This is a genomic window from Halopseudomonas yangmingensis (assembly GCF_900114825.1).
Taxonomy (GTDB): domain Bacteria; phylum Pseudomonadota; class Gammaproteobacteria; order Pseudomonadales; family Pseudomonadaceae; genus Halopseudomonas; species Halopseudomonas yangmingensis.
Genome location: NZ_FOUI01000009.1, coordinates 13716 through 34191 on the forward strand (window position 1 = coordinate 13716; position 20476 = coordinate 34191).

The 20476-nt window shown below is 62.1% G+C and carries 20 protein-coding genes and 1 pseudogene; 11 read left to right on the forward strand and 10 right to left on the reverse strand.

Going from position 1 to position 20476, the window contains the following annotated elements; all coding sequences use genetic code 11:
• Window positions 1-140 precede the first annotated feature (140 nt).
• Window positions 141-704 (forward strand): nitroreductase family protein, encoded by a 564-nt coding sequence (locus tag BMZ23_RS09330; RefSeq protein WP_093475957.1) that lies wholly within the window; start codon window positions 141-143, stop codon window positions 702-704.
• Here BMZ23_RS09330 and BMZ23_RS09335 read toward each other — a convergent pair.
• The 5 genes from BMZ23_RS09335 to BMZ23_RS09355 form a co-directional block, all read right to left on the reverse strand.
• Complete coding sequence (locus BMZ23_RS09335) at window positions 677-2005, reverse strand: sensor histidine kinase (protein WP_093475960.1); 1329 nt, start codon at window positions 2003-2005, stop codon at window positions 677-679. The genes BMZ23_RS09330 and BMZ23_RS09335 overlap by 28 nt on opposite strands.
• Window positions 2006-2013: 8 nt before the next feature.
• Window positions 2014-2391, reverse strand: a complete 378-nt coding sequence (locus tag BMZ23_RS09340; RefSeq protein WP_093475963.1) for a hypothetical protein — start codon at window positions 2389-2391, stop codon at window positions 2014-2016.
• 128 nt (window positions 2392-2519) lie between these two features.
• A complete protein-coding gene (locus BMZ23_RS09345) occupies window positions 2520-3212 on the reverse strand; it encodes a response regulator transcription factor (protein WP_093475966.1) in 693 nt (230 codons plus the stop codon).
• Window positions 3200-3601, reverse strand: a complete 402-nt coding sequence (locus tag BMZ23_RS09350; protein ID WP_093475969.1) for an SH3 domain-containing protein — start codon at window positions 3599-3601, stop codon at window positions 3200-3202. The genes BMZ23_RS09345 and BMZ23_RS09350 overlap by 13 nt, the downstream gene beginning before the upstream one ends.
• Before the next feature lie 11 nt (window positions 3602-3612).
• Window positions 3613-3915: a YciI family protein gene (locus BMZ23_RS09355; protein WP_093475972.1), complete on the reverse strand. Its 303-nt coding sequence runs from the start codon at window positions 3913-3915 to the stop codon at window positions 3613-3615.
• 113 nt (window positions 3916-4028) lie between these two features.
• Between BMZ23_RS09355 and BMZ23_RS09360 the strand changes: the two genes are divergently transcribed.
• The 6 genes and pseudogenes from BMZ23_RS09360 to rluB form a co-directional block, all read left to right on the forward strand.
• Complete coding sequence (locus tag BMZ23_RS09360) at window positions 4029-4898, forward strand: PHP domain-containing protein (RefSeq protein ID WP_093475975.1); 870 nt, start codon at window positions 4029-4031, stop codon at window positions 4896-4898.
• Window positions 4899-4946: 48 nt separating this feature from the next.
• Window positions 4947-5591: an L-threonylcarbamoyladenylate synthase gene (locus tag BMZ23_RS09365; RefSeq protein WP_093476237.1), complete on the forward strand. Its 645-nt coding sequence runs from the start codon at window positions 4947-4949 to the stop codon at window positions 5589-5591.
• A 72-nt stretch (window positions 5592-5663) separates the two neighbouring features.
• On the forward strand, window positions 5664-6881 hold the full coding sequence (locus BMZ23_RS09370; RefSeq protein WP_093475978.1) for a tryptophan--tRNA ligase: 1218 nt from the start codon (window positions 5664-5666) through the stop codon (window positions 6879-6881).
• A 5-nt stretch (window positions 6882-6886) separates the two neighbouring features.
• The gene (locus BMZ23_RS09375) at window positions 6887-7744 is read left to right on the forward strand and encodes a segregation and condensation protein A (protein WP_425431684.1); all 858 of its coding nucleotides are present in this window, start codon (window positions 6887-6889) and stop codon (window positions 7742-7744) included.
• The gene (gene scpB, locus BMZ23_RS09380; RefSeq protein ID WP_093475981.1) at window positions 7725-8492 is read left to right on the forward strand and encodes an SMC-Scp complex subunit ScpB; all 768 of its coding nucleotides are present in this window, start codon (window positions 7725-7727) and stop codon (window positions 8490-8492) included. The genes BMZ23_RS09375 and scpB overlap by 20 nt, the downstream gene beginning before the upstream one ends.
• Before the next feature lie 58 nt (window positions 8493-8550).
• Window positions 8551-9438: pseudogene (gene rluB, locus BMZ23_RS09385) on the forward strand (23S rRNA pseudouridine(2605) synthase RluB); the annotation flags it as partial.
• A gap of 39 nt (window positions 9439-9477) precedes the next feature.
• On the opposite strand, the gene BMZ23_RS09390 reads toward rluB, so the two are convergent.
• From BMZ23_RS09390 to BMZ23_RS09410, 5 genes are all read right to left on the reverse strand, one after another.
• Entirely contained in the window at window positions 9478-10422 is a 945-nt protein-coding gene (locus tag BMZ23_RS09390; RefSeq protein ID WP_177197257.1) for a GGDEF domain-containing protein, read from the reverse strand.
• A 167-nt stretch (window positions 10423-10589) separates the two neighbouring features.
• Complete coding sequence (locus BMZ23_RS09395; RefSeq protein ID WP_093475987.1) at window positions 10590-11330, reverse strand: YciK family oxidoreductase; 741 nt, start codon at window positions 11328-11330, stop codon at window positions 10590-10592.
• A complete protein-coding gene (gene gph, locus BMZ23_RS09400; RefSeq protein ID WP_093475990.1) occupies window positions 11323-12003 on the reverse strand; it encodes a phosphoglycolate phosphatase in 681 nt (226 codons plus the stop codon). The genes BMZ23_RS09395 and gph overlap by 8 nt, the downstream gene beginning before the upstream one ends.
• Before the next feature lies 1 nt (window position 12004).
• Window positions 12005-12706, reverse strand: a complete 702-nt coding sequence (gene ubiG / locus BMZ23_RS09405; RefSeq protein ID WP_093475993.1) for a bifunctional 2-polyprenyl-6-hydroxyphenol methylase/3-demethylubiquinol 3-O-methyltransferase UbiG — start codon at window positions 12704-12706, stop codon at window positions 12005-12007.
• On the reverse strand, window positions 12696-14033 hold the full coding sequence (locus BMZ23_RS09410) for a TRZ/ATZ family hydrolase (RefSeq protein ID WP_425431687.1): 1338 nt from the start codon (window positions 14031-14033) through the stop codon (window positions 12696-12698). Before BMZ23_RS09410 ends, ubiG begins: the two co-directional genes overlap by 11 nt.
• 176 nt (window positions 14034-14209) lie before the next feature.
• On the opposite strand from BMZ23_RS09410, the gene mtnA reads away from it, so the two are divergent.
• From mtnA to pheA, 4 genes are all read left to right on the forward strand, one after another.
• The gene (mtnA, locus tag BMZ23_RS09415) at window positions 14210-15280 is read left to right on the forward strand and encodes an S-methyl-5-thioribose-1-phosphate isomerase (RefSeq protein WP_245748176.1); all 1071 of its coding nucleotides are present in this window, start codon (window positions 14210-14212) and stop codon (window positions 15278-15280) included.
• A gap of 175 nt (window positions 15281-15455) precedes the next feature.
• Window positions 15456-18221: a DNA gyrase subunit A gene (gene gyrA, locus BMZ23_RS09420; RefSeq protein ID WP_093475999.1), complete on the forward strand. Its 2766-nt coding sequence runs from the start codon at window positions 15456-15458 to the stop codon at window positions 18219-18221.
• 8 nt (window positions 18222-18229) lie between these two features.
• Window positions 18230-19312 (forward strand): 3-phosphoserine/phosphohydroxythreonine transaminase, encoded by a 1083-nt coding sequence (gene serC, locus BMZ23_RS09425; RefSeq protein ID WP_093476002.1) that lies wholly within the window; start codon window positions 18230-18232, stop codon window positions 19310-19312.
• Between the two features lie 4 nt (window positions 19313-19316).
• On the forward strand, window positions 19317-20414 hold the full coding sequence (gene pheA, locus BMZ23_RS09430) for a prephenate dehydratase (RefSeq protein WP_093476005.1): 1098 nt from the start codon (window positions 19317-19319) through the stop codon (window positions 20412-20414).
• Window positions 20415-20476 lie beyond the last annotated feature (62 nt).

A 20476-nucleotide genomic window follows, 5' to 3' on the forward strand; every position in this document is an offset into this window, starting at 1 on the left:
CCGCCTTGGGCGATCGTATCCCGCAGGGATCATAATATGCGGGGAGGCAGGGGGGAATAGCGGCTTGTGGTAAGGGCCGTGCCTGTGGCAGTTTGATGCGGGTCAATATTGCCTGTAGCTGCTATCTAGGAGAACCATTGGTGGATGCTTTGCATGCCTTGCACTCGCGGGTTTCCGTACCCCGCCTGACCGGACCTGCACCCACGCCGAGACAGGTGGAGGCGCTGTTGCAGGCGGCCCTGCGTGCCCCGGATCACGCCTGGTTACGGCCCTGGCGATTTCTGCTGCTGGAACAACAAGGGCTTGAGCGGCTCGGGGACTTGTTCGGGCAGGTGGCATTACGCAACACACCGGATATTTCTGCCGATGTCCTGGCTCGCTATCAGGGGCTTCCCTTGCGCGCCCCCATGATGATCATTGCCATTGCACGGCATGTGCCCCACCCCAAAGTGCCCGAGGCCGAACAGGACATGTCCTGTGCCGTGGCTGTCGGCAACCTGCTTCTGGCAGCCCATGCCATGGGGCTTGGAGCGGTCTGGCGCACCGGTGAGATGGCAGCCGAACCACTGGTGCACGATGGCCTGGGGCTGGCGGAAAACGAAAAGATCATCGCCTTTGTCTATCTGGGGCAGCCGGCAGGCGGCCGCAAGCCGGTTCCCGAGCTCAAGCCGGCGGACTATCTGGAGGTATGGACTGGTAACTGAATATTGGCTCGCAGGCCACCGGCGGTGGCCCGGCTAAAGCCCAGAGTGCCACCGTGGCGGCTTATTGCACGACGGGCTATGGTCAGCCCCAGTCCGTGGCCGCTATTGGCTGCCTGCTCCGGCAGGCGCAGAAAGGGTTCGCCGAGCCGTCCCAGCCACTCGTCAGGTACTCCCGGCCCCTGGTCTTCAATTTGCAGGCTCAACAGGTCGGCATCATGCGTCAGTCTCAGTGTGATGCAACCGTTGTCCGGACTGAAACGCACGGCATTGCGCAACAGGTTGTCGATGGCGCTGGCCAGCTGGTCGGGCCAGCCCTGTATCTGGATGCCGCTGCTGCCTTGCAGATCAAAGCGGATGTGGCGTTCTTCGGCCAGTAAATACGCCTGTTCCACGCAGTTACTGACCAGGCTGTCCAGGTCAAAGGGCTCGGCTGGCTGATCCAGGGTATCCAGTCGGCTCAGCGCGAGAATGTCGTCAATCAGGGCATCCAGTTGGTCGCAGGCCTTGTCCAGTCTCTGCCACATGGGGTCATCGGGAGCAGGCTGGTGTCGCTGCACCAGTGCCAGTCCGATGCGCAGGCGCGCCAGTGGTGAGCGCAGTTCGTGGGAAACATCGCGCAGAAGCTGGCGCTGACTGCCCAGCAGCTGCTGGATGCGTCCGGCCATTGCCTGGAAACGGCGTGCCAGGTCGCCGATCTCGTCCCGTCGCTGGCTTGTCAGGGTCAGCGGCTGCAATGCCACATCGCCGAACTCGCCGCGCTGCAACTGTTCGGCGGCTTGCCCCAGGCGGGCCAGTGGCAGCGTCAGGTAGCGGCTAAGCAGCAGGCTGAGGATGCCCAGTACCAGCATTGCCAGCAGGATATTGACCAGTAGCCCCCAGCGGCTGTGCTGCCAGCGCAGCAGTTCGGGAGTGGGTACATGGATGGTCAGTTGGTACTGGTCGCGTTGTGATTCCCAGCCAAGCTGCAGCAGCCGGCCATGTCGCGTGCTGGTCGATTCTGCCGATGCCTCAAAGCGCGGTAACTGTGGAATGGTACCGGGCAGCAAGCGCTGGCCCTGACTGTTGTAGAGCTGTGCGCGCAACCGGTAGTCGCGTCTTTGCTGCTCCAGCCACTGCTGTGCGAGTTGCGGGCCACCGCTTTCATAACGGTTGATCAGTTGCTCGGAAAAATCCCTGAGCTGGGGGTGGAACTGCAACAGCAACCAGTCCTGTTGCAGCATGCGGCTGACCAGAAAGCCGCTACCGCCGACCAGCAGGGTTGCCAGCCAGAGGACCGCGAAAACTTTCCAGAACAGCCGCATGGCGAGACTTAACTCCGGTTCTGGCGGTCGCCACGCTCAGACTTTTTGCTGCGTTTGCCATCCATGTTGTCACTGCCCTGGCGTTTGCTGCGTTGCTCCATACGCTGCTGGCGCTCTTCGCGCATCTGCTGCCAGGCTTTTTGCTGTTCCTCGTTGAGAATGCCCTGCATTTCCTGCTGGTGTTGTTCGCGAAGCTGCTGGTGCTGCTGCTGGTGGCGCTGGTGCATGTCGCGCACCTGTGACTGCTGGCCCTCATCCAGTTGCAGGCGTTCGGTAAGCCGCTGCAGGTGCTGCTCGCTATCCATGCGTCCCATGCCTTGGGCCAGTGAGGCAGTGGAAATACTGATGGCGGCAATCAGCAGGCTGGTGGTAAGAATGGTTTTCATGCGGGAACTCCTCTGTGCATTAACCGGGGCCCGTATTGCCGGTAGTGGCTGTCGGGCTTGTATGACAGTTTGCCGGTTGGCCGGTAAAGCGCCGCTGTTGCCGGGTAAAGACTCTGTAAAGGTTTCGGTTACTGGCGCAGCAGATAGCCGCGGCCGCGCACCGACTGGATCAATGGCCGGCCATCCGCATGCTGGCCGAGTTTGCGGCGCAGGTTGCTGATATGCATGTCAAGACTGCGATCGTAAGGGCCGAGTGGCTTGCCCAATACCTCGCGAGACAATTGCTGGCGGTCCACCAGTTGCCCGCTGTTATGCATGAGCATAGCCAGAATCAAGGCTTCGGTCTGAGTCAGTGCCAGTAGCTCGTCGTTGCGCCAGACCAGCAGGCTTTCGCTGTCCAGGCGCAGGGCGCCGCACTGCAGTTGTCCGCTGCCCTGGGGCACAGGCTGGCTGCGGCGCAGCAGGGCACGCAGGCGGGCTACCAGTTCGCGCGGGTCGCAGGGTTTGGCCAGATAGTCATCAGCGCCGAGTTCCAGGCCGAGGATGCGATCGATGGGTTCGCCGCGGGCACTGAGCATCAGCACCGGTGTGTTGTGCAGGCGGCGCAGCTCGCGTAGCACCTCCAGTCCACTGGTGTCCGGCAGCATCAGATCCAGAATGATTGCATCGGCTTCGGCGGCAGCAGCCATCTGCAGCCCGCTGCGGCCGTCATGCGCGCACGTTACCGCGAAGCCTTCACCCTGCAGCCAGTCGCTTAGCAGCTCGCAAAGCTCCTGGTCATCATCAATCAGTAGCAGGTGTTGTGGGTTCAGTTCAGCCATTCACTGCTTTTCCGTCGACCGCCGCCGCTACGCCCCAGCATAAAACCGAGCAGCAGACTGCCGGCAACCGTGCCGCCGCCAATCAGGAACCACTGCTGTTGCTGTTGTTGGTCGCGCGCGCGCATGGCATCGATAATCGCTTGCTGCTGTTGCAGTCGATCCTGCAGTAGCAGGTTTTCCTCGCTCAGGGGGTTGTCCCTGGCCTGCGAGCGGGCCTGTTGCAGGGCGTTTTCCAGGCGTGCGCGTTCGGCTTCAAGCTCGGCCAGTTCTGCCTGCAATACCGCGGTGTCTTGCACGTTTTCGCTATCGGCAAGGGGGTCGGCGCTGGCGGGCAGGGCGCCGGTGCTGATCCACAGGGCCAGCAGCAGGGTGGTCAATGGTGTGCGCATTGCTGGGCTCCTCAGGCAGGCAGAACAGGTTTGAAGGGTTTGACTTCAACTGCGGCATATACGCCGGCGGTCACATAGGGGTCTTCGGCTGCCCAGGCGCGTGCCTGTTCCAGCGAGTCGAACTCGGCTACAACCAGGCTGCCGGTAAAGCCGGCTTCCCCTGGCTCCGGGGTATCCAGTGCCGGATGAGGCCCGGCCAGTAGCAACCGGCCGGCAGCCTGAAGGGCTTGCAGGCGTTGCAGGTGGGCTGGTCGGGCACTCAGGCGGGACGAGAGGCTGTCAGGGTGGTCGGTGGCCATGATGGCGTAGAACATGCGGAATCCTTGGTGTACTGGGCCGGCGGACGGCAGACGGTTTGTTCAGGTAAAACTGGCATGCAGACGGCATAATAGACAATATGTCGTCCCGGCCACCAGCGGAGAGCCCCTTGATCGTTGATCTGCACATGCACAGTACTGCTTCGGATGGAGTCCTGGCGCCGGCTGCGCTGATGCGCTGCGCCGCCGATGCCGGCATCGGAATGCTGGCGCTGACTGATCATGACAGTCTGGACGGGCTTGACGAGTCCCGTGCTGCGGCTATTGCCGCCGGGATGCACTGGATCAGTGGCGTCGAATTATCAGTGCAGTGGCAGGGTGTCAGTCTGCATGTGCTGGGCTATGCCTTTGATACCGGATCTACGGTGTTGCGCGAGGCGTTGGCCGGTGTCCAGCAGGGGCGCTGGCAACGTGCGCAGCAAATTGACGAGCGGCTGGCCGCCAAACGTATGCCGGGGGCGCTGGAGGGTGCTTGCGCCATGCAAGTGGCTGCCGGTGGTGATGCGCGCCAGCCACCAGGGCGTCCGCATTTTGCCGATTGGATGGTTGAGGCCGGATATGTGCGTGACCGGGCTGAAGCTTTTCGCAAGTGGCTGGGTGCCGGCAAGCTGGGTGATATACGTCAGCATTGGCCAACGCTGGAGCAGGGCGTAGCGTGGTTGCGTGGGTCCGGCGGGATTGCCGTGCTGGCGCATCCTTGCCAGTACAATCTGACGCGTAGCCGTCTGCGCCGGCTGTTGCGTGATCTGGTTGCTGCCGGCGGGCAGGGAATCGAAGTGGTTAATGGTAACCAGCCGCCTGAACAGGTCGCCTACCTGGGCAAATTGTGCGTCGAGTTCGGCCTGCTGGCCAGTTGCGGCAGTGATTTTCATCAGCCCGGCTCCCCCTGGGCAGCGCTAGGCCGCATGACAACCATGCCAGCAGACTGTCAGCCGATCTGGCAGCGCTGGATCGGGCAGTCGGCGACGATATCTGCTTGAATGGAATAAACGGTAAGCCGTCAGGTGCCGACAATGACAGAGGACAGCATGAGTCAGTATTTTCAGCTTCACCCGGAAAACCCCCAGGCGCGCCTGGTACGTCAGGCGGTGGACATAATCCGCAGTGGCGGAGTGATCGCCTATCCGACGGACTCGGCCTATGCGCTGGGTTGCCATCTGGGCGACAAGGACGCGCTTGAGCGAATCCGCCGGTTGCGCCAGCTGGACGACAAGCACAACTTCACCCTGGTCTGCCGAGACCTCTCGGAGCTGGGTGTTTACGCCAAGGTCGACAACACCACCTTTCGTCTGCTCAAGGCCCATACCCCGGGGCCCTATACCTTTATCCTGAATGCCACCACCGAGGTGCCACGCCGCCTGTTGCATCCCAAGCGGCGTACCATCGGCCTGCGTATTCCCGACCACCGCATCACTCTGGAGTTGCTCGAGGCACTGGGCGAGCCACTGATGAGCGTGACCCTGCTGATGCCCGGCGACAGCTTGCCGATGACCGATCCGGAACAGATCCGCGAGCGCCTTGGCAAGCAGATAGACCTGATCATTGACGGCGGCGCCTGCAATCTTGAACCTACTACTGTCGTCAGTCTGGTTGATGGCCAGCCGGAAGTACAGCGGGTCGGGCTGGGTGACCCTGAACCCTTTGGCGGTAGCCGCGAGCCGGCGTTTGATTGAAGCGCCGGCAAACCGGGTATAATCGCGCCATTTGCCGATTCCACGACCATCCAATGTCATCAGGAGATTCCCTTGAGTTCTGTCGATTCACAGCGCCGCGTTCTGTCCGGCATGCGTCCTACCGGACGCCTGCATCTGGGTCACTATCACGGGGTGCTGAAGAACTGGGTCAAGCTGCAGCATGAATATGAGTGTTTCTTCTTCGCTGCTGATTGGCACGCGCTGACTACCCATTACGAGAACCCCGCCGATATCGAGCAGAATGTCACGGACATGCTGGTTGACTGGCTGGCGGCCGGCGTCAGTGGCAGTGCCGCCACCCTGTTCATCCAGTCACAAGTGCCCGAGCATGCCGAGCTGCATCTGTTGCTGTCGATGGTCACGCCGGTGAGCTGGCTGGAGCGGGTGCCGACCTACAAGGATCAGCAGGAAAAGCTCAGGGATCTGGATCTGGCCACCTACGGCTTTTTGGGTTATCCGCTGTTGCAGAGTGCCGACATCCTGATGTATCGCGCCGGTCTGGTGCCGGTGGGCGCTGACCAGGTTGCCCATGTGGAAATCACCCGTGAAGTGGCGCGCCGCTTCAATCACCTGTACGGGCGCGAGCCGGATTTCGAGGCGCGTGCCGAGGCCGCCATTCACAAGATGGGCAAGAAGGCAGCCAAGCTCTACAGCAGCCTGCGCAAGGCCTGGCAGGAAACCGGTGATGCCGAGGCGCTGGAAACGGCGCGGGCGTTGCTCAAGGAGCAGCAGAACATCACTCTGGGTGACAAGGAACGGCTGTTTGGTTACCTCGAGGGTGGTGGGAAGGTGATTCTTGCCGAGCCCCAGGCGCTGCTCACGCCGGACTCGAAAATGCCCGGTCTGGACGGGCAGAAAATGTCCAAGTCCTACGGCAATACCATTACTCTGCGCGACAGCAACGACGAGGTCAGTGAAAAGGTGCGCCGCATGCCCACCGATCCGGCCCGTGTGCGTCGCACCGATCCGGGCGATCCGCAGAAGTGTCCGGTATTTCAGCTGCATCAGGTATACACCGACGAGGCTACGCATGGCTGGGTGCAGCAGGGTTGCCGCACTGCCGGTATCGGTTGCATCGACTGCAAAAAGCCGGTGATCGATGCCATCTGCGCCGAGCTGGCGCCAATGCAGCAGCGGGCCCGCGAGTTTGAGGCCAATCCGGAGGCGGTGCGACTGATTATCGCCGAAGGTAACGAGCGGGCCCGTGAGGCGGCGCGCGATACCCTGATCGAAGTGCGGCAGGTCATGGGCCTGCAGTACCGCCAGTAACGGCCTTGAGCCTGGCCTCCCCGGACAAGAATGACATCCCTGCTGCGGCGACAGTGCCGCAGCAGCAAGAGCTGCCCCTGGCTCTGGTGTATGGTCAGGCCATTACCCAGTTGCCACAGGATCTGTATATCCCGCCACAGGCACTGGAAGTCTTTCTTGAAGCTTTCGAGGGGCCACTGGATCTGCTGCTGTATCTGATCCGCCGACAGAACATCGACATCCTTGACATACCGGTGGCGGAAATTACTCGCCAGTACATGGGGTATGTCGAGCTGATGAAGACTGCCCAGCTGGAGCTGGCTGCCGAGTATCTGGTGATGGCGGCGATGCTGGCCGAGATCAAGTCACGCTTGCTGCTGCCGCGCCAGTCACGTGAGGGTGAGGACGAGGAGGACGATCCGCGTGCCGAGCTGATTCGGCGGTTGCAGGAGTACGAACGTTTCAAGCAGGCGGCCGAACATATCGACAGCCTGCCGCGCCTTGGGCGTGAACTGTTTCAGGCTGCGGCCGAGCCGCCGGCCATCGAGCTGCGCCGCCAGCATCCGGAGGTCGAACTGCAGGAACTGCTGGTGGCTCTGACCGAGGTGCTCAGCCGTGCCGAGCTGTTCGAGAGTCACCAGGTTACCCGCGAATTGCTGTCAACCCGCGAGCGGATGGCAGAGGTTCTGGAGCGGCTGCGCGGCGGCGGCTTTCTGCCCTTTGTCAGTCTGTTCAGCGCCCAGGAGGGCAAGCTGGGCGTGGTGGTGACCTTTATGGCGATTCTTGAGCTGGTCAAGGAGCAGCTGGTGGAGTTGGTGCAGAACGAACCCCTTTCCCCGATCCACGTAAAGCTGAGGCAGACGGATGAGCCAGCCATTGCTTGAACAGATTCTTGAGGCCGTGTTGCTGGCGGCGGCAAGGCCGCTGCCGCTGGAGCACCTGCGCGAACTCTTCGAGCCAGGGCAGGAGCCCGCCAACGATACCTTGCGTGCGGCGCTGGAACGCTTGCGCGAGCAATGCAGTGGGCGCGCCTGTGAGCTGGTGGAAACTGCCAGTGGCTGGCGGCTGCAGGTGCGTGCTGACTACGCCCCCTGGGTTGGCCGGCTATGGGAGGAGCGCCCGCAGCGGTACTCCCGGGCCTTGCTGGAGACGCTGGCGCTGATTGCCTACCGCCAGCCGATTACCCGAGGCGAGATCGAGGATATTCGTGGCGTGGCTGTCAGTAGCCAGATCATCCGTACCTTGCAGGAGCGGGACTGGATTCGGGTAGTGGGTCACCGTGAAGTGCCCGGTCGACCGGCATTGTTTGCAACTACCCGGCAGTTTCTTGACCACTTCAACCTGCGCAGCCTGGCCGAGTTGCCGCCACTGGCCGAGTTGCGCAGTCTGGAGCAGATCGAGGCCGAACTGCCCTTGCAACCGCTTCAGGCTGCCGCCACTGGAGAAACGGCTGTATGGCTCTCCGATACGGCAGTGCCTGACGCCCTTGAGCCTCCAGAGGAGGCTGATTTCGGCGAACTTCTGGAGCAACTGGGCAGTATGGAAGCCAACCTGAAAACCGACTTTGATGATCCTTTGCGCCCGTCCGCGCGCTCACAGGAGCAGGGCGAGGGTGGTGATCACGGTAGCTGAAACGGCGCTGCGCTGTTATCCTGTGCGGCTTGATTTTTTTACACCGGGAGGTGCCGCCATGAATGACCAGAACACCAACGAGCAGAGCGAAAGCCAGATACCTGTCAGCGGCGAAAAGCTGCAAAAAGTCCTCGCGCGCATGGGCCTTGGCTCGCGCCGTGAAGTCGAAACCTGGATTGGCGCCGGCCGGGTGCTGGTCAATGGCGAGCCTGCCACCCTCGGCTGCCGGGTAGACAGCCTTGATCAGATCACGGTTGACGGTCGACCACTGCGTCGCGACCTCGGTGCCGAAGTACTGCGTCGGGTAATGATCTATAACAAACCTGAAGGCGAGGTCTGTACCCGTGACGACCCTGAGGGTCGCCCCACGGTATTTGACCGTCTGCCACGCCTGAAACACGGCCGCTGGATCAATGTCGGCCGTCTGGATATCAATACCTCCGGCCTGCTGCTGTTTACCACCGATGGTGAGCTGGCCAACCGTCTGATGCATCCTTCCTGGCAAATGGACCGCGAGTACGCGGTACGGGTCATGGGCGAGGTGGACGAGGAGATGATCGAGCGCCTCAAGCAGGGCGTGATGCTGGAGGATGGCCCGGCGCGCTTTACCGATGTGGTCAGCTCGGGCGGTGATGGTATCAATCGCTGGTACCACGTGTGCCTGGTTGAGGGGCGCAACCGCGAGGTGCGTCGCCTCTGGGAATCCCAGGGCGTGCGTGTCAGCCGCCTCAAGCGGGTGCGTTTCGGACCTGTTTTCCTTGGTGCCGAGTTGCCTGTCGGTCGCTGGCGCGAAATGAAGCAGAACGAGCTGGACACGCTGTCACTTGAGGTTGGTCTGCAGCCAATGGCCCTGCCGCAGATGAAGACCGAGGAGAAGGAACGTCTCAAGCGTCTGTCGCGCAAGCCGTCGATGCACAAGGCGGCGCGTCCGTCCCCGCGTGGCAAGGGCAAGCCCGGCCGTTAAGCCGGGCGTCTTGTCCGGACGTCAATGCGTGGCTGATTCCCCGACCACGCAGTTGCGGCCGTTCTGCTTGGCCTGATACATCAGCTGGTCAGCACGTTCAAGCATGGTAGCAGCGCTTTCATCCGTTCTGCGGGTGGCTACACCCAGGCTGGCGCTGAGCGGAATATCCTGACCATCGATCGCAAACTGCATCCCGGCAATTCGCCGGCAGATGCGTTCGGCTACCAGCAGGGCCGCCTCGACGGCGGTGTTTGGCAGCACGGCAACAAACTCCTCGCCGCCCATGCGGTATACACCATCGACGGCCCGCAAGCAGTCATTGATGCAATTGACTGTGGCTTTCAGTGCTTCATCACCAATGGCGTGGCCGTAGCTGTCATTGATTTTCTTGAAATGGTCCAGATCGATAGCGATGATGCTCAAATCGCTGCGCTGGCGAATGCTGTGCTGGATCTCGCGCTGCAGGCTTTGCTCCAGCGCCAGTCGGTTGCCGGCGCAGGTCAGGCTGTCGTTCAGGGCGGCGGCAATGGCTTGCCGGTACAGCAGGGCATTGCGCAGCGGAAACAGCAGGCTGCCCAGCAAGGCTTCCAGTATCTGCAGTTGCCGCTCGCTGAAGCGCTTGCCGCGGCAAAATACCACTTCGCCCAGGTAAGCGCCTTCATGGGTCATGCGGTAGCTGCAGCGATGCAGCTTCTGAACACCCAGCGCAAGGTTCAGCTTGTGTGACTCATGCCGGTATTCCAGTCCGTCCACGCACATCTGGCCGTGCAGTTCGCGGAAAAACAACTCAAGTACCCGTGGCAGCTCCAGCGTGGTCTGCAGCAGTTGCAACAAGCGTTGCTGCATAGCTGGCAGATTGAACAGTGGCTCTGTCTTGAGCGGGTGCTGTTGTTCCTTGTCCCGCGGATGAACCAGTGTCAGGCGGGCGGAGTCGAATTCGGTGCTGCTTTCCTGAATGAATGACATGCGGAATCCTCGATGCATGCAAGCTGTTGCAATGCATAAAGCATGAACCGTGCCATCATTGTGTTTCTTTTAAAAACAATAAGTTATTGGTTTGTTTGGTGGCTTTGCGGCAAAAAAATGCCGCCGACCCCGGAAGCTGTCGGCGGCTGTCGGCAGAAAAACGGCGTTTACTGGGCGTCCAGTGCCTGGCCGTTGACGCCCTGACTGTCAGCGCCCAGCAGGTAGAGAAATACCGGCAGGATCGCCTCGGGCGCCGGATTGCGTTCGGGCGCTTCGTTGGGGTAGGCGCGGGCGCGCATGGCGGTGCGGGTGGCACCGGGGTTGACGCTGTTGACGCGGATATTGCTGGTGCCGTCCTGTTCGTCGGCAAGCACCTGCATCAGCCCCTCCAGCGCGAACTTGGATATGGCGTAGGGACCCCAGTAGGCGCGCCCCTTGCGCCCGACGCTGGAGGACAGCATGACCACCGAGGCATCCGTCGAGGCGCGCAGCAATGGCATCAGTGCGCGGGTCAGCAGGAAGGGCGCATTCAGGTTGGTCTGGATTACCTGCATCCAGGCCTCCGGCTTGACCTGGTCGAGCAGCGTGCGTGGGCCCAATGCGGCGGCATTGTGCACCAGTCCGTCGAGGCGTCCGTAACTATCAAACAACTGGTCAGCCAGGCTGTCGAAGGCCGCCGCGTCGGCCTTTTCCAGGTCCAGTTCACAGATTGCCGCCGGCGCGTGGCCGGCCGCTTCGATCTGGTCATACACCGCCTCGAGCTTGGCGGCGTTGCGGCCCAGCAGAATCACCTGGGCACCCAGTTCGGCGCAGCGCAGCGCCAGGGCGCGGCCGATGCCGTCACCGGCGCCGGTAACCAGAATGATGCGGCCGTTGAGCAGGCCGGCCGGGGCGTTGTAGTCAAACATCGAAAATCTCCTGTTGGCGCAACTGCTGCAGCCAGGGCAGCAGTTCGGCGGCGTGTTGGACACTGTGATCGGCTTGCCAGGTGGCGGGCGGATCATCGCTGGAAAGATACCCGTAGAGTGCTGCTGCGGTGCGCATGCCGGCGGCGCGACCGGCTTCGATATCGCGCCGGTGATCACCGACGAACACGCAGTGTTGCGGTGTGACGCGCATCTCGCTGCAGGCCTTGAACAGTGGTTCCGGATGTGGCTTGGGCTGGCTGACCTGATCCGGACAGACCAGACTGGCACAGCGCCGGTCAAGTTGCATGGCTTGCAGCAGCGGAATGCTGAAGCGGCTCATCTTGTTGGTCACCACGCCCCAGGGCAGGCCTTCGGCATCCAGCCAGTCAAGCAGCTCGGCAATCCCGGGATACAGGCGCGTATGCATAGCCAGTTGCGCCGCATAGCGCTGCAGGAAGTCCTCGCGCAGAAGGTCAAACTCCGAGGCCTGCGGTGAGCTGTCAAAGGCGGCGCTGAGCATGCCGGCAGAGCCATCCGAGACCCGGCTGCGCACCAGGCTCTCGGGAGCCGGTGGCAGGCCGCGATCGGCGCGCATGCGCTGGATGATGTCGACAAAGTCCCCGGCGGTATCCAGCAGGGTGCCGTCCAGATCAAACAGGATGCCGGCCAGCATCTCAGGCACTGCGGCTGCAGTGGATCATGTAGTTGACGTCGACATCGGCTTCCAGCTTGTACACCTTGGTCAGCGGATTGTAGGTCAGGCCGGTGATGTCCTGCAGGTCAAGGCCGGCGTCGCGGGCCCAGTTGCCCAGTTCGGCCGGACGGATGAACTTGGCGAATTCGTGGGTGCCGCGCGGCAGCAGGCGCAGCACATATTCGGCGCCGACAATGGCGAACAGGAACGACTTGGGGTTGCGGTTGATGGTCGAGAAGAACACCTGCCCGCCGGGCTTGACCAGGGTTGCGCAGGCGCGGATCACTGATGAGGGATCCGGCACGTGCTCGAGCATTTCCATACAGGTCACCACATCGAAGGCACCCGGCATTTCCGCTGCCAGCTCCTCAGCGGTGGTTTGCCGGTAGTCGACCTCGACACCCGACTCCAGCTGGTGCAGACGGGCAACGCCGAGCGGCGCCTCGCCCATGTCAATGCCGGTAACACTGGCGCCGCGCAGGGCCATGGCTTCGGCGAGGATGCCGCCGCCACAGCCGACATCCAGCACCTTTTTGCCGGCCAGGCCGGCACGCTCGTCGATCCAGTTGGTGCGCAGCGGATTGATCTCGTGCAGCGGGCGGAATTCGCTGTTGCGATCCCACCAGCGGCTGGCCAGGGCTTCGAACTTGGCGATTTCCGCGCGGTCGACGTTAAGACTCATCGGGTTGATCCTCTTTTTTGATCCGGGCGGCCCAGTTGGCCACCTGCTGGTGGATGTCGGCGGGCAATAAGTCAGTGGCCAGCTGTCCGTTGCTCAGGCGTCGGCGCCCGGCTACCCAGACATCACTGACCTGGCGCGAGTTGCTGCTGTAGAGCAGGTGCGACAGCGGGTCGTAGACCGGCTGCAGCAGTGGGTCACCCAGATCGATCAGGGTCAGGTCGGCCTGCTTGCCCGGCTCCAGTGAGCCGGTCTGCTGTTCCAGGCCGAGGGCGCAGGCACCGGCCAGGGTTGCCATATGCAGGGCCTTATGCGCCTGCAGGGCGGTGGGCTCGCCGCTGACGGCCTTGGCTAGCAGGGCAGCAGTACGCAGTTCGTCGAGCAGGTCCAGATCGTTGTTGCTGGCAGCGCCATCGGTGCCCAGTGCTACATTGACACCGGCCTGCAGCAGTCGCTGTACCGGGCAGAAGCCGCTGGCCAGCTTGAGATTCGATTGTGGGCAGTGCACCACCTGAACATCATGGCGGCTGAGCAGCGCCAGATCACTGTCATCCACCTGGGTCATGTGTACTGCCTGCAGGCGAGGGCCCAGCAGGCCGAGGCGCTGCAGGCGCTGCAAGGGGCGTTCGCCGTACTGTTGCAGGCTACCGGCTATCTCGTCAGCGCTTTCATGCACATGCATGTGGATCGGCAGATCCACCTCGTCGGCCAGCGTGCGGATGCGCAGCAGATTGTCATCGCTGACCGTGTAGGGCGCATGCGGCCCGAAGGCCAGGCTGACCAGTGACTGGTGGCGCAGCTCGTCGTGCAGCTGCAGGCCCTGCTGCAGACCGCTGGCACAGTCGGGCACGCCGGGGATTGGATGGTCGAGTAACGGGAAGGCAATCTGTGCCCGTATGCCGCAGTCGATCGCGGTCTGTGCCGCGATGGCCGGATAAAAGTACATGTCGGCAAAGCAGGTGGTGCCGCCACGCAGCATTTCGGCAATCGCCAGCCGCGTGCCGGTGGCAACAAAGTCGGCATTCACGTGGCGACGCTCGGCCGGCCAGATGTGCTGCTCCAGCCAGGTCATCAGTGGCAGATCGTCGGCCAGCCCGCGCAGCAGGGTCATCGCCGCATGCCCATGGGCGTTGACCAGACCGGGGATCAGCAGGTGGTCCGGGCGTTCGCAGCGTTCGCGGACCTGCAGGTCCTCACAATGGGCGACTGGCAGCAGGGCGACAATACGACCCTCGTGCACGGCCAGCGCATGCTCTTCGAGCACCACGCCGGCAGGAACCACGGGAATGATCCAGCGTGGCACGATCAGCAGATCGAGTGGCTGGGGCAATGGAGTGATGGGCAGTTCGACTTGATTCATGGTTGCGCAGTATACCCGCAGGCGTGCACCAGTACAGATGCTGCAGCATGATTGCCGCAGTCATGCTGCCGAACAAGCCCGGAACGCGGATGCGGCGTATACTCGCGGTTTTTTTGCGGGAGTCGGACATGGCTGTGGGCAGGGGAATGCGGGAGGTCACGCTGGATGTGGTGCCCTTGTACTGGGACGAGGCGCAGGCGCGACTGATGCTGCTCGATCAGCGGCGCTTGCCGCATGCCGAGGAGTGGCTGGCCTGCGCCAATGCGGCTGAGGTGGCGCGCGCCATTCGTGAGATGGTGGTGCGCGGTGCGCCGGCGATCGGTATTGCCGCCGCCTACGGTGTCGCTTTGGAAGCTCTGGCGTTGCAGCATAGCGATAATTGGCCAGCCGCCCTGCAGCCGGCCATCGATCAGCTGGCTGCCTCACGACCCACGGCGGTGAATCTGTTCTGGGCGCTGAAGCTGATGGGTGAAGCGCTGCAGCGTCACGCCCGGCAGGCTGACCTGCCACAGCGCTTGTTGCAGTTGGCGGAGGATATTCATCAGGCCGATATCGAAGCCAGCCTGAGCATGGGGCAACTGGGTGCAGAACTGATTGCCCGTCATGATCGCCATCCGCAGCGTCTGATGACCCACTGCAATGCCGGTGCCCTGGCCACTGGCGGCTATGGCACGGCGCTCGGGGTGATCCGTGCAGCGCATGCGGCGGGGCTGGTGGAGTGCGTGCATGTCAATGAGACCCGGCCCTGGTTGCAGGGCTCGCGGCTGACGGCCTGGGAGTTGCTGCGGGAGGATATTCCGCTGCAGCTGAATGTTGATTCGGCGGCCGCGCACCTGCTCAAGGCCGGGGATATCAGCTGGGTGATCGTGGGGGCCGACCGGATTGCCGCCAACGGCGATGTGGCCAACAAGATCGGTACCTACGCACTGGCGGTGCAGGCCATGCACCATGGTGCACGCTTTATGGTGGTGGCACCGACCTCGACCATCGATATGCAGCTTGATTGTGGTGAGGATATTCCCATCGAGGAGCGCGATGCGGAGGAATTGCTGGTTCTGAATGGCCAGCCGCTGACAGTGCCGATGCCGGTGTGCAATCCGGTATTCGATGTCACACCGGCTGATCTGATCGATGTTCTGGTCACCGAAAAGGGCATTGTCGAGCGGCCTGATGCCGATTCGCTGGCGGCCTTGATGAGTCGTGACCGACTGCACTGAAGGGCAGTCGACAACTCCCTGTCAGGTTGCGTCTATGGTATGCTTCCGCGCTTTGATCGATGCCGTGGCCGGTCGTGGGCAAGCCCCCGGCCAGCACCGCCGCAGGCGGGTCGGGCCGGGCTGGCGTGGTTTTATCAGGGCAACAGTATGCCGACAATAAAAGGAATGCCGTTTCATGGGTGAACTGGCCAAAGAAATCCTTCCCGTCAATATCGAAGACGAGCTGAAACAATCCTACCTCGACTACGCCATGAGCGTGATTGTCGGGCGTGCCTTGCCGGATGTGCGTGACGGACTGAAGCCGGTGCATCGGCGCGTGCTGTTCGCCATGAGCGAGCTGGGCAACGACTGGAACAAGCCGTACAAGAAGTCCGCCCGTGTGGTCGGTGACGTGATCGGTAAATACCATCCGCACGGCGACTCGGCGGTGTACGACACCATTGTGCGGATGGCGCAGAATTTCTCCATGCGCTATCCGCTGGTCGACGGTCAGGGCAACTTCGGCTCGATCGACGGCGACAATGCAGCCGCCATGCGTTACACCGAAGTGCGCATGGCCAAGCTGGCGCACGAGCTGCTGGCCGACCTCGACAAGGAAACTGTCGACTGGGTGCCAAACTATGACGGCACCGAGCAGATTCCGGCCGTTCTGCCGACCAGAGTGCCGAACCTGCTGGTCAATGGTTCCAGCGGTATTGCCGTGGGCATGGCTACCAATATTCCGCCGCATAACCTGACCGAAGTGGTCAACGCCTGTCTGGCGCTGATCAGCAATCCCGAGCTGGATGTTGATGGCCTGATGGAATACATCCCGGGCCCGGACTTCCCCACGGCCGGCATCATCAACGGTCGCGCCGGGATCATCGAGGCCTACCGCACCGGTCGCGGGCGCATCTATATCCGTGCCCGCTGCCAGATCGAGGATATCGACAAGGTCGGTGGTCGCCAGCAGATCATCATCAGCGAGCTGCCCTACCAGCTGAACAAGGCGCGGCTGATCGAGAAGATCGCCGAGCTGGTCAAGGAAAAGAAACTCGAAGGCATTACCGAGCTGCGTGACGAGTCCGACAAGGACGGTATTCGCGTGGTCATCGAGCTGCGCCGCGGGGAAGTGGCCGAGGTGGTACTCAACAACCTCTACGCACAGACTCAGATGCAGAGCGTGTTCGGTATCAATATCGTCGGCCTGCTGGATGGCCAGCCGCGCATCCTTAATCTCAAGGACTTGCTGGAAGCCTTTATCCGCCACCGCCGCGAGGTAGTGACCCGGCGTACCGTCTACGAACTGCGCAAGGCCCGCGAGCGTGGCCATATCCTTGAAGGCCAGGCGGTCGCTCTGTCGAATATCGACCCGGTGATTGCCCTGATCAAAGCCTCGCCGTCGCCGGCTGAGGCCAGAGAGCGCTTGATTGCCATGCCCTGGGAGCCGGGTGCGGTGATCGAGATGGTCGAGCGTGCCGGTGCTGAGTCCTGCCGTCCGGATGGTCTGGACGAGCAATACGGCATGCGCGATGGCAAATACTACCTGTCACCGGAGCAGGCCCAGGCCATTCTTGAGCTGCGGCTGCATCGCCTGACCGGTCTGGAGCAGGAAAAGCTGCTGGCCGAATACCAGGAAATCCTCACCCGCATCGGTGAGTTGCTGCACATCCTCAACAGCCAGGAACGGCTGATGGAAGTGATCGTCGAGGAGCTTGAGCTGGTTCGCGACACCTATGGCGATGAGCGGCGCACCGAAATCGTTGCCTCGCGTCTGGACCTGACGATTGCCGACCTGATCACTGAAGAAGAGCGGGTGGTGACCATCTCCCACGGTGGCTATGCCAAGAGCCAGCCACTCACCGATTACCAGGCGCAGCGCCGCGGTGGTCGCGGCAAGTCGGCCACCGGGGTCAAGGATGAGGATTACGTTGAGCACCTGCTGGTTGCCAACAGCCATGCGACGCTGTTGCTGTTCTCCAGCAAGGGCAAGGTCTACTGGCTGAAAACCTACGAAATTCCCGAGGCATCCCGCGCGGCGCGGGGGCGGCCGATGGTCAACCTGCTGCCGCTGGAAGAGGGTGAACGCATCACCGCCATGCTGCAGATCGACCTTGAAGCGTTGCAGCAGAGTGCTGGCGCCGAGGAAGATCTGGATGACGAAGCGCTGCTGATTGACGGCGAATTGGTGGACAGCGAGGCGGATGTCGAATCCGACGACGAGTCTGCCGATGACGACCAGCAGGACGAGCCGACCGGCGCCTATATCTTTATGGCCACTGCCCGTGGCACGGTGAAGAAGACCCCGCTGGTGCAGTTCAGCCGGCCGCGCAGCAATGGCCTGATTGCCCTGCGTCTGGAAGAGGGTGACACCCTGATTGCCGCGGCGATTACCGATGGCGCCCGCGATATCATGCTGTTCTCCGATGCCGGCAAGGTGATTCGCTTCAAGGAGCGCCATGTGCGCACCATGGGCCGCACCGCGCGCGGTGTGCGCGGCATGCGCCTGGGCGACGGACAACGGCTGATCTCGATGCTGATTCCCGAGCGCGAGGTGCAGATCCTTACCGCTTCCGAGCGTGGTTATGGCAAGCGCACCCAGCTGGATGAATACCCGCGTCGCGGCCGTGGCGGTCAGGGCGTGATTGCCATGGTCACCAACGAGCGCAACGGTGCGCTGGTGGGTGCCGTGCAGGTAGTCGACGGCGACGAGATCATGCTGATTTCCGATCAGGGCACGCTGGTACGTACCCGTGTCAGCGAGGTCTCGAAACTGTCGCGCAATACCCAGGGCGTGACCCTGATCAAGCTGGCCACCGACGAAAAGCTGGTCGGGCTGGAGCGGGTTCTGGAGCCAGAGGATGACGGCCTTGCCGATGGGCAGGAGCTGGAAGCTGACCTTGAGTCGGCTGTCGATGAACAACCGGCCGCCGATGCACCGGCGGCAGATCCGCAGGAGTGACAAGCATCGTGAGCAAGCGTCTGTTCAATTTCTGCGCCGGCCCGGCCGCGTTGCCGGAAGCCGTGCTGCAACAGGCCCGTGAGGAATTACTGGACTGGCAGGGCAAGGGTCTGTCAGTGATGGAGATGAGTCACCGCAGTGACGAGTTTGTCAGCATTGCCGAGCGTGCCGAACAGGACCTGCGTGACCTGCTGAATATTCCGGACAACTACCGGGTGCTGTTCCTGCAGGGCGGTGCCAGCCAGCAGTTTGCGCAGATTCCGCTGAACCTGCTGCCCGAGGGCGGGCGTGCCGACTATATCGATACCGGTATCTGGTCAGCCAAGGCAATCGAGGAAGCCAGCCGCTTCGGCAATGTGCATGTGGCAGCCAGCGCCAAGGGCTACGACTACTTCGCCATTCCCGGGCAGAACGACTGGCGCCTGTCGGCGGATGCCGCCTATGTGCACTACACGCCGAACGAGACCATTGGCGGTCTGGAGTTTGGCTGGGTGCCCGAGGTGTCAGCGCCACTGGTGGCCGACATGTCCTCGACCATACTGTCACGGCCGGTCGATATTTCGAAGTTCGGCCTGGTCTATGCCGGCGCGCAGAAGAACATCGGCCCCAGCGGCCTGGTGGTGGTCATCGTGCGCGAGGATCTGCTCGGACGTGCGCGCGCCAGTTGCCCGACCATGCTCGACTACAGCGTAGCCGCGCAGAACGCCTCTATGTACAACACGCCGCCGACCTTTGCCTGGTACCTGTCCGGACTGATCTTCCAGTGGCTCAAGGGGCAGGGCGGTCTGGAGGCGATGAAGCGCATCAATGAGGCCAAGCAGCGCAAGCTGTATGGCACCATCGACGCCAGCGACTTCTACAGCAATCCGATCAATCCGGCTGACCGTTCGTGGATGAATATTCCCTTCCGGCTGGCCGACGAGCGACTGGACAAGCCGTTCCTCGCCGGTGCCGAACAGCGCGGCCTGCTCAACCTGAAGGGCCACCGTTCGGTTGGTGGCATGCGTGCATCCATCTACAACGCCGTACCCGAAGCGGCGGTGGATGCGCTGGTGGCCTATATGGCCGAATTCGAGAAACAGCACGGTTGATCCCATGTCCGATGAAGTTCAACTCAAGGCACTGCGTACGCGCATAGACAGTATCGACGAGAAGCTCCTCGATCTGATCAGTGAGCGTGCGCGCTGCGCGCAAACGGTTGCCCAGGTAAAGCAGAAGTCGCTGGCCGAGGGCGAATCCCCGGTGTTCTACCGCCCCGAGCGTGAAGCCTGGGTGCTCAAGCACATCATGGAGCTGAATCGCGGCCCGCTCGATAACGAGGAAGTGGCGCGGTTGTTCCGCGAGATCATGTCGGCCTGTCTGGCGCTTGAACAGCCGCTGAAGGTTGCCTATCTGGGGCCGGAGGGTACCTTTACCCAGGCGGCAGCACTAAAGCATTTCGGTCACTCGGTGGTCAGCGTGCCGATGGCGGCGATCGACGAGATCTTCCGCGAGGTGGCGGCGGGTGCCGTGCAGTTTGGCGTGGTGCCGGTGGAGAACTCTACCGAGGGTGCGATCAATCACACGCTGGACAGCTTCCTTGAGCACGACATGGTGATCTGCGGCGAAGTCGAGCTGCGCATTCATCATCACCTGCTGGTCGGTGAGAACACCAAGACCGACAAGATTTCCCGGGTCTATTCCCATGCCCAGTCGCTGGCCCAGTGCCGCAAGTGGCTGGATGCGCACTACCCGAACGTTGAGCGGGTGGCGGTGGCCAGCAATGCCGATGCAGCCAAGCGGGTGAAAAGTGAATGGAACTCGGCGGCGATTGCCGGTGATATGGCTGCCGAGCTCTATGGCCTGACCCGGCTGGCAGAAAAGATCGAGGACCGCCCGGACAATTCCACGCGTTTTCTGATCATCGGCAATCAGGCGGTGCCGCCGACCGGTGATGACAAGACCTCGATCATCGTTTCCATGCGCAACAAGCCCGGTGCCCTGCACCATCTGCTACAGCCATTCCATGGCAATGGCATCGATCTGACCCGTATCGAAACCCGCCCGTCACGCAGCGGCAAGTGGACCTACGCGTTCTTTATCGATTTTCTCGGTCACCAGAGCGATCCACTGATCAAGGATGTGCTGGAGAAGATCAACGACGAGTCGGTGGCACTCAAGGTGCTGGGGTCGTACCCGAAGGCGGTGCTCTGAATCGTCAGCCACAAGCGGCAAGCGGCAAGCTGCAAGCAAATGCAGACTGGTCTGGCTTGAAG